This is a genomic window from Pseudomonas sp. NPDC088444, assembly GCF_044900175.1.
In the GTDB taxonomy this organism is placed as follows: Bacteria; Pseudomonadota; Gammaproteobacteria; order Pseudomonadales; family Pseudomonadaceae; genus Aquipseudomonas.
Genome location: NZ_JBJDNK010000015.1, coordinates 124,819 through 134,637 on the forward strand (window position 1 = coordinate 124,819; position 9,819 = coordinate 134,637).

The window sequence follows — 9,819 nt, forward strand, 5'->3', positions numbered from 1 at the left end:
TCTCGGTGCAGCATGGTTTTACGACGACTACGGTCGCCGATCGCAAGCAAGCTGCGCTCCTACGGCCTACGGCCAGAATCAAAAGCGCAGAGCATCGCTCACGGTTTACATCTCCACCTGCGTCCCCAACTCGATCACCCGGTTGTATGGCAGCTTGAAGAAGCGCAGGTTGCCATTGGCGTTTTTCAACATGAAGGCGAACAGCCCTTCGCGCCAGCGAGCCATCCCGGCCAGTTTGGTGGAAACCACGGTTTCACGGCTCAGGAAGTAGGTCGTGCGCATCGGGCTGAAATCCAGATCAGGCAGATGACAGAGTTTGAGCGCCGCCGGAACGTCCGGTTCGTCGATGAAGCCGAAGTGCAGAATCACCCGGAAAAAACCTTCGCCATAAGACTCGACCTCGAAACGCTGCGCCGTCGGGACACGCGGGGTATCCTCGTAGACCACGGTCAACAACACCACCTGCTCATGCAGCACCTGGTTGTGCAGCATGTTGTGCAACAGTGCGTGAGGCACGGCGTCGGGGCGGGCCGTCAGAAACACCGCCGTGCCCTGCACCCGATGTGGCGGCTGCACGCGAATGCTGCTGATGAAAATCGGCAGCGGCAAGCCGCCCTCGTCGATGCGCTCCACCAGCAACTGCTTGCCGCGCTTCCAAGTGGTCATCAGGATGAACAACGCGATACCCGCCAGGAACGGGAAGGCCCCGCCCTGCACCACTTTCGGCACGTTGGCAGCAAAAAACAGGCCGTCGACGAACAGGCAGCCCAGCAGAATGGGCACCGCGACGATGGGTGGCCACTTCCAGCCCAGCAACATGACCGATGCCACCAGAATCGTGGTGCAAAGCATGGTCCCGGTCACCGCCACGCCATAAGCCGAGGCCAGCGCGCCGGAGGATTCAAAGCCCAGCACCAGCAGGATCACACCGACCATCAGCGACCAGTTCACCGCGCCGATGTAAATCTGGCCCTGAGCGTCACTGGAGGTGTGCTGGATGTACATGCGCGGGATGTAGCCCAGTTGAATCGCCTGCAACGTCATGGAGAACGCGCCGGAAATCACCGCTTGGGACGCAATAATGGTCGCCAGCGTGGACAGACCGATCAGTGGCAGCAGCGCCCAGCCTGGCGCGAGCAGGTAGAACGGGTTGCGCACGGCCTCGGGGTCTTCGATCACCAACGCGCCCTGGCCGAAATAGTTGAGCACCAGCGCAGGCAGTACCAGACCGAACCAGGCGCGGGAAATCGGCTTGCGGCCAAAGTGGCCCATGTCGGCGTACAGCGCTTCGGCACCGGTCAACGCCAGCACCACCGCGCCCAGCACAGCAACGCCAATCCCCGGATGATCGATGAAGAAACGCACCGCCCAGACCGGGTTGACCGCGTGCAGCACCTCAGGCTGCTGAATGATGCCATGAATGCCTAGTACACCCAGGGTGACGAACCACAGCACCATGATCGGCCCGAACATCACGCCAATACGCGCTGTGCCGTGGCGCTGAATCAGAAACAGCGCCACCAGCACGATCAAGGCAATCGGCACGACCCAGTGATCCAGGCCGTCAAACGCCAGCTCCATGCCCTCAACGGCTGAAAGCACCGAAATGGCCGGAGTGATCATGCTGTCGCCATAGAACAGCGCGGCACCGAACAGACCGAAGACGATCATCGCCGCCTGCAACTTCGGAAACTTCGCCGACGCGCGACGCGCCAGCGCCGTCAGGGCCATGATGCCGCCCTCGCCGTCGTTGTCGGCACGCAGCACCAACGCCATGTATTTGAACGACACGACCCAGACCAGCGCCCAGAAAATCAGTGACAGGATCCCCAGCACCGCGTCATGCCCGGCCTGTACGCCGTAGCCGCCCACAAAGACTTCTTTGATCGTGTACAACGGGCTGGTGCCGATGTCGCCATACGCGACCCCCACCGCCCCCACCAGCAAACTCAAGGGTTTGACTGAAGAATGCCCGGTCTCTGCCTGACTCGTTGCGTGACCCATTTACCACTCCTGAAACCATGACTCGAGCACGCGATAGGCGGCTGTCCGATGGACCTGCCACTTACCGGTTAATTCCGATGAACCCGGCCGACAAGGGCCGCCGGGTTCAACGCCGCGAAGCATAGCGCAGCACTCGTCGTAATTCTCGGTATAACGCTGGTCAATCGCGGCGCTCATCGCTAGAATTGCGCACTTTTTGATCAGAGGCGCCCCAAGCGTCCAGTCGATGCCCAGGCCAGTCGCCTCGGCATACCTACACCGAGGTTAGTCAATGTCCACCGTTACCACGCCTGCCGCCCCCAAGGTCGGTTTCGTTTCTCTGGGTTGCCCGAAGGCGCTCGTCGATTCGGAGCGCATCCTCACTCAGCTGCGCATGGAAGGCTATCAGGTCGTGCCGACCTATGAAGATGCCGACGTGGTCGTGGTGAACACCTGTGGCTTCATCGACAGCGCCAAGGCTGAATCGCTGGACACCATCGGTGAGGCCATCGCAGAAAACGGCAAGGTCATCGTGACCGGCTGCATGGGCGTGGACGAAAGCGTGATTCGCGACGTGCACCCGAGCGTATTGGCCGTGACCGGTCCGCAGCAGTACGAGCAAGTGGTCAACGCCGTGCACGACGCAGCGCCGCCGAAGCTCGATCACAACCCGCTGATCGACCTGGTACCACCACAAGGCATCAAGCTGACCCCACGTCACTACGCTTATTTGAAAATTTCCGAAGGCTGCAATCACAGTTGCAGCTTCTGCATCATCCCGTCGATGCGCGGCAAGCTGGTCAGCCGTCCGGTGGGCGATGTGCTGGATGAAGCCCAGCGTCTGGTCAAGGCGGGCGTCAAAGAGCTGCTGGTCATCTCCCAGGACACCAGCGCCTATGGCGTCGACGTCAAATACCGCACCGGATTCTGGAACGGTCAGCCGGTGAAAACCCGCATGACGGAGCTCTGTGTGGCCTTGAGTTCGCTGGGCGTCTGGGTGCGGATGCACTACGTCTACCCGTACCCGCACGTCGACGAGATCATCCCGTTGATGGCCGAGGGCAAGATCCTGCCGTACCTGGACATTCCGTTCCAGCACGCCAGCCCGAAGATCCTCAAGCTGATGAAGCGCCCGGCCTTCGAAGACAAAACCCTGGCACGCATCAAGAAATGGCGCGAGCAATGCCCGGACCTGATCATTCGCTCGACGTTCATCGTCGGCTTCCCCGGCGAAACCGAAGAAGATTTCCAGTACCTGCTGGACTGGCTGACCGAAGCGCAACTGGATCGCGTCGGTTGCTTCCAGTACTCGCCGGTTGAAGGCGCCCCTGCCAACCTGCTGGATGCGCCGGTCGTGCCGGATGACGTGAAACAGGAACGCTGGGATCGCTTCATGGCGCACCAGCAGGCCATCAGCGCTGCACGCCTGCAGATGAAGATCGGCAAGGAAATCGAAGTCCTGATTGACGAAGTAGACGAGCAAGGCTTCGTGGGCCGTTCGTTCTTCGACGCGCCGGAAATCGACGGCAACGTGTTCGTTGAAAGCGATCGTGATCTGAAGCCCGGCGACAAGATCCTGTGTCGCGTGGTCGATGCCGATGAGTACGACCTGTGGGCTGAGCCGGTCTGACGGGGAAATTTTCTCCTGTAGGAGCCGGCTTGCTGGCGAAAGCGGTGGATCAATCAATATCTCAGGGACTGACATACCGCGTTCGCCAGCAAGCCGGCTCCCACAAGGGCAGCGTCCAGCCGAGATCGCCCGCTCAACAACCCCGCCCGTCAAACGGCGGGGTTTGTTTTTCCGGCTATCGTCTCCATATCAGGACCACGATAAAAAAGGAGAAGAGGCGACATGACCCATCATTCGGTCATCTACCAGCCGAAACCGCACGACTACGCCGAACTGACTCGTGTCTGGGAAGCATCGGTCCGCGCGACTCACGATTTTCTGCCGGAAAACTACATCACACTGCTCAGAAACTTGCTGGAGACCCAGTACCTCGATGCGGTGAACCTGTTTTGCACCCGCGACTCCCAGCTGCACATCACCGGTTTCGGCGGTACCAGCCCCGGTAAGCTGGAGATGCTGTTCATCGCCCCGGAGTATCGCGGCATGGGCTTGGGCAAAAAGCTGCTGAACTACGCCATCGAACACTTCGATGTCAGCGAGCTGGACGTCAACGAGCAAAACCCGCAGGCACTGGGCTTCTATGAAAAGCAAGGCTTCGAGGTCGTTGGACGTTCGAAGGTCGACGGATTGGGGCGTCCCTATCCGATGCTGCGCATGAAACTCAAATCCGCGCGCTGCCCCCCACTTCCCACACCCGCACCCTGCCGACCATGACCGAGCCGATGACACTCCCTCGTTGCTGCGCCGCCCTCACCGCCCACTGGCCGCTGCCTCATGCGCTGGACAATGTGGTGCTGGTCAGCAGCGCCTTCGACCCACACCAACTGGCCGAAGGCGACTTTCAGCACTGCCTGATCGAACCGCCCGCCAGCATTCAACGCTCCGTGGCCAAGCGGCAGACCGAATTTCTCGCCGGGCGCCTGTGCGCCCGAGAAGCCATGCGCCTGCTCGATGGTCGTCAGCATGTGCCGCCAATCGGCGAGGACCGGGCACCTGTCTGGCCGGGCGACCTGTGCGGCTCGATCACCCACAGCACCGGCTGGGCTGCGGCCATCGTGGCCAGCAAGCAACACTGGCGCGGACTGGGGATGGATGTCGAGCAACTGATGAGCAGCGAGCGGGCCTCGCGACTGGCCGGGGAAATCCTCACCGCCGATGAGCTGCAACGTATGGCGGCCGGGCCAGAGCACCAGATTGCCTTACACGTCACCCTGACCTTTTCCCTCAAGGAAGCGCTGTTCAAGGCGCTCTACCCCCTTGTGCTCAAACGCTTCTATTTCGAAGACGCCGAATTGCTCGACTGGTCGCACGACAGCCGCGCACGCCTGCGATTGAAGATCGACTTGTCAGAGGAATGGCATGACGGCAAGGAACTGGATGCACAGTTCAGCGTGCGGGATGGGCAGTTGTTGAGCCTTGTGGCGATTGCGAAGTGAACCCGAAATACATCGGCATACGCAGATCCCCGTGTGGGAGTGAATTCATTCGCGATGGTGGTTCGGTCGACGCAGATGTATGGGTCATACCGCCGTCTCGCGAATGAATTCGCTCCCACAGGGGTCATTATTCAACCCCGGACTCCGTTCAAACGCTGTTTAAATGTCACGTTGCTCACGCGGCCAGGCCAGACTGAAACACGCCCCGCCCAACTCGCTACGCCCGATCAACGCCCGGCCACCATGCCAGTGCACGATACGACGCACGATCGACAGGCCCAACCCATGCCCGCCCGAGGCGCGGGTGCGGCTGTCGTCCAGACGCATGAACGGCGTGAAAATCCGGTCCCATGCGCTTTCCGGCACACCAGGGCCGTCATCCTCGACATCGATTCGGCAACGATCCTGACCCAACTGAAAGCCTATTCTGACTTGGGATTCGGCATGGCGCATCGCGTTGCTCACCAGGTTCTGCAATGCCCGGTGCAAATAGCGAGGTTCTGCTTCGACCCACGCTTCAGCGAACATCTCAGTCTCATCAATGACCGCCACGCATTGCCCACGGCCGACGCGCACATTGGCCCGCAGCGGTGCCAACTCGGTGATGACTTGATCGATCAGCGCCTGCAAATCGATACGCTGGAAGTTCAGGGTCGGCGAGCCCTGCTCAAGACGCGCATACGTCAGCATCTCGTCCACCAGCTTGTCGAGGTCCTGAATGTCATTATCCATGCCCACCATGTACTTGTGCCGCGCTTCGGGCGTACTGGCGTCGCTGATCATTTCCAACCCAAAGCGCAAGCGCGCCACGGGCGTTCGTAGTTCATGGGACACCGCGCGCACCAGTTCGCGCTGAATCGTGAGCGAGCGCTGCAAATGCTCGGCCATGCCGTTGAACGCCGAGGCCAGGCGCCCCACTGAATCGGCACCGGTTTCAGGCACGCGGGTTTCCAGACTGCCTTGGGCGATCTGCGTGGCCGCCGCTTCCAGCCCGCGCAGCCGATGCTCAAGACGGCGCACCAGCAGGTACACCACCACGCCGATCAGGCACAGACCGAAAAACGTAATCAGAATCAGCAATTCCGGCGGATAGGGGTTGAATTGATACAGCGGACCGATCTCCAGCACCCACGGGGTCTCGCCTACACCCGATAGCACGCGGATCGAATCGCCGCCCTTACCCAATGCCATCACCGTGTCGCCTTCGTCGATACGGCGGCGCTGATCGTCATCGACATCCGTCTGCTCCAGCTTGATCAGGTGCAGATCGAAACCGAAGCCCTTGCTGATGCGCAGGGTTTCCAGGCGGATCGGCTGTTCATCGACGGGCAGGCGCACCAGTTCGTCCAGCAACAGATACATGGTCGCCCGGGCCAGTTGCTCGCTGATCTGCTGCACTTCACCGGTCAGTAGCAGCGCGCTGCCGGGTTTGCCAGGCACGGCAGGCTCAACCTCGCGAAACACCCGCGCGGCATGGGGACCGGTCTGTTCAACCACGACCTGCCCGCGGCTCAGCCGGTTGCGCGTGCCGCCCTCCAAATGCGCCTGCTCAGCGGTTTGCAGCGACAACGGAATTCCCAGCAAGCGCTCCCACACCGCCAATGCGCGGGTGCGTTCGATGCTGTCCATCAATTTGAGGTTGTCGGCCATCAACGTGAACGTGCCGTGGGCGAGCTGTTCCCGGTACTGCTCGCCGCGCACGGTGTTGGCAACGTGCAAGGTCAGGACGCCCAGCAGCGCGACCAGCACCAGAACGCCCAGCATGCCGCCGTAAATGCGCAAGAAGATGGAATTCATGCTTTAACCGTTGAGCAAGAAAGGGGGCATGTCCCTGGCCGCTTCCGGCACGAACAGATAGCCCTTGTTGCGCACCGTTTTGATCAGGCGCGGATGAACAGGATCGTCGCCAATTCTGGGGCGGATTTTCGAAATACGCACATCGATGGAGCGATCCTGCCCGTCGTACCCCACCCCGCGCAGGGCGGTGAAAATCTCTTCTCGCGACAAAATCCGCCCGGCATTGGTCACCAGCAGCCACAACAGGTCGAACTCGGCACTGGTCAGTTCAATGGAGCGCTCGTTAAGCCAAGCCTCACGCAAGGCGCTGTCGACCACCAACGGGCCGAACACCAGACGGCGCGGCTCCTGAGCAGGGACTTGCAGAGGTTCGCTACGCCGCAACAGGGCATGAATCCGCGCCAGCAGCACCCGCGGGTGTACGGGTTTGCAGACGTAATCGTCGGCGCCCATGTCCAGGCCCTGAATCTGATCACTGTCGTCGGTGCGCGCCGTGAGCATCAGAATCGGGCCGCCGTACTGCCCCCGCACGTTGCGGCAGACACTCAGGCCGTCTTCGCCTGGCAGCATGAGGTCAAGAATCACCAGATCGGGCTGCTCATCCACAATCCGCTTCACCGCCCGCGCACCATCCCCTTCCAGGCTCACTGTCAGGCCGTTGCTTTCAAGGTAATCGCGAGTCAGTTCAGCAAGGCGCAGGTCATCCTCGACGATCAGCACCTGCCAGGGTTCTTGTTGCAAGGTCGTGGTGCTCCTGCGTTGTTCTTATTAGATAGAAGGCCTACGCGGCCAGAGTCAGGAAAGGGGGCACCTTTACGCTCGATTCTAACCATTTGCCAGTGCCTTGTTTTGTGATCGCCTTCGCGCCCTCAAAAAAACCGTCTGGTCTAAATAAAGCCGTAAAAAACAGCGATCGACGGCTCATCCCAGTCGCCACGCGGCCTACACGCAATTTCCCCAATTCCCACACACATTACACACAGGGTTATCCACAGAACACACGTTGCATTTAGTGTCGCCAACACATAATCTTGTACCTCGTCGCCGAGCCACCCCCTACATGTAGGGTTTGAGCCGAAAGACCAAACACAAGTGACAGCGGCATTTCAAGCTTTTTTCTTGCGCCCACAGGGCTGAATCACCACCGGTTTTACCGCCTGACCGCTGCCATTGAGATGGCCAGCAAACGTTTCAGGATTTACGCGTAACGGTATGAGTGTTGCAACAAAGAACGAGCATTCTGCATCAGATTTATCTGGGTGACGGGTCGACCCGCGCCCTTGGGCTTTGTACGAAATGTTTTGAGAAGAAGGTAAGGCTGTTTTCAACGCAGCAGGACCGAATATCAAGACTTTTCATACACAGCCTCGGACTTCAACGCCAGGGATGGTGCCTTAGAGCTTCCCCAACCGCTTTGAAGTCTCGCACCGACGTTTGTCGGTCGTTTGCTTCAAGACGGAACGGTGGGTACTGACCAGTGCCCAAATAAACATAGAGAACGTGGAGAGACCCATGCAAACAGACACAACTCGCGAGAACTCGCCGGCCATTGCGCCGCAGACAGGTGCGACCCAGCAGGACCTGTCCGCGACCGCTCCGGGTCAGCTGCGCGTGATCAAGCGCAACGGCACCGTCGTTGCGTACACCGATGACAAGATCACCGTCGCCATCACCAAGGCTTTCCTCGCAGTTGAAGGCGGCACTGCCGCTGCGTCGTCGCGTATCCACGACACCGTTGCCCGCCTGACCGAACAAGTCACCGCGACCTTCAAGCGTCGCATGCCCTCGGGCGGCACCATCCACATCGAAGAAATTCAGGATCAGGTAGAACTGGCGCTGATGCGCGCTGGCGAGCAAAAAGTGGCTCGCGACTACGTGATCTACCGTAACGACCGCTCCAAAGAGCGTGCCGGTCGTGGCGGCGAAGCCCCGGTTCAAGCTCACCCGTCGATCCGTATCACTGCCAACGACGGTAGCCTGGCGCCGCTGGACATGGGTCGTCTGAACACCATCATCACCGAAGCGTGCGAAGGGCTGGCCGAAGTCGACGCCAAGCTGATCCAGAACGAAACCCTGAAAAACCTGTACGACGGCGTGGCGCTTAAAGACGTCAACACCGCTCTGGTGATGACCGCGCGCACGCTCGTCGAGCGTGAGCCGAACTACTCGTTCGTGACCGCACGCCTGCTGATGGACACCCTGCGTGCCGAAGGCCTGGGCTTCCTGAACGTCGCCGAAAGCGCCACCCACCACGAAATGGCCGACCTGTATGCCAAGGCGCTGCCTGCGTACGTCGCCAAAGGTATCGAGTTCGAACTGCTGAACCCTGTTCTGGCCGAATTCGACCTGGAAAAACTGGGCAAGGCGATCAACCACGAGCGCGACCAGCAGTTCACCTACTTGGGTCTGCAAACCCTGTACGACCGCTACTTCATCCACAAGGATGGCGTGCGTTTCGAACTGCCGCAGATCTTCTTCATGCGCGTCGCGATGGGTCTGGCCATCGAAGAGAAAGCCCGTGAAGACCGCGCCATCGAGTTCTACAACCTGTTGTCGTCCTTCGACTACATGGCGTCGACCCCAACCCTGTTCAACGCCGGTACCCTGCGTCCACAGCTGTCGAGCTGCTACCTGACCACCGTTCCGGATGACCTGTCGGGCATCTACCACGCCATCCACGACAACGCCATGCTGTCCAAATTCGCAGGCGGTCTGGGTAACGACTGGACCCCGGTTCGTGCGCTGGGCTCTTACATCAAGGGCACCAACGGCAAATCCCAAGGCGTCGTACCGTTCCTGAAAGTCGTGAACGACACCGCCGTCGCCGTTAACCAGGGTGGCAAGCGCAAAGGCGCTGTCTGTGCCTACCTGGAAACCTGGCACATGGACATCGAAGAGTTCATCGAGCTGCGCAAGAACACCGGTGACGACCGTCGACGAACCCATGACATGAACACAGCCAACTGGATCCAT

Annotated in this window: 7 protein-coding genes; 4 read left to right on the top strand and 3 right to left on the bottom strand. The window is 60.1% G+C overall.

The features are described 5' to 3' along the window. Positions 1-105 precede the first annotated feature (105 nt). On the bottom strand, positions 106-2,004 hold the full coding sequence (locus ACI2KB_RS25270) for a potassium transporter Kup (RefSeq protein WP_404639130.1): 1,899 nt from the start codon (positions 2,002-2,004) through the stop codon (positions 106-108). Positions 2,005-2,275: 271 nt separating this feature from the next. Between ACI2KB_RS25270 and rimO the strand changes: the two genes are divergently transcribed. The 3 genes from rimO (at position 2,276) to ACI2KB_RS25285 (ending at position 5,049) form a co-directional block, all read left to right on the top strand. Continuing rightward, positions 2,276-3,613 carry a 30S ribosomal protein S12 methylthiotransferase RimO gene (rimO, locus tag ACI2KB_RS25275; RefSeq protein WP_404639132.1) on the top strand — a complete coding sequence of 446 codons (1,338 nt, stop codon included), beginning with the start codon at positions 2,276-2,278 and terminating at the stop codon, positions 3,611-3,613. Between the two features lie 222 nt (positions 3,614-3,835). After that, on the top strand, positions 3,836-4,327 hold the full coding sequence (locus ACI2KB_RS25280; RefSeq protein WP_404639134.1) for a GNAT family N-acetyltransferase: 492 nt from the start codon (positions 3,836-3,838) through the stop codon (positions 4,325-4,327). Continuing rightward, complete coding sequence (locus ACI2KB_RS25285) at positions 4,324-5,049, top strand: 4'-phosphopantetheinyl transferase (protein ID WP_404639136.1); 726 nt, start codon at positions 4,324-4,326, stop codon at positions 5,047-5,049. Before ACI2KB_RS25280 ends, ACI2KB_RS25285 begins: the two co-directional genes overlap by 4 nt. Before the next feature lie 159 nt (positions 5,050-5,208). Here ACI2KB_RS25285 and ACI2KB_RS25290 read toward each other — a convergent pair whose 3' ends face one another. Beyond that, positions 5,209-6,846, bottom strand: a complete 1,638-nt coding sequence (locus ACI2KB_RS25290; RefSeq protein ID WP_404639138.1) for an ATP-binding protein — start codon at positions 6,844-6,846, stop codon at positions 5,209-5,211. A 3-nt stretch (positions 6,847-6,849) separates the two neighbouring features. Further along, positions 6,850-7,587 carry a response regulator gene (locus ACI2KB_RS25295; protein ID WP_404639140.1) on the bottom strand — a complete coding sequence of 246 codons (738 nt, stop codon included), beginning with the start codon at positions 7,585-7,587 and terminating at the stop codon, positions 6,850-6,852. A gap of 771 nt (positions 7,588-8,358) precedes the next feature. Between ACI2KB_RS25295 and ACI2KB_RS25300 the strand changes: the two genes are divergently transcribed. After that, the coding region (locus tag ACI2KB_RS25300) for an ATP cone domain-containing protein (protein ID WP_404639141.1) at positions 8,359-9,819 on the top strand (1,461 nt) is incomplete at its 3' end.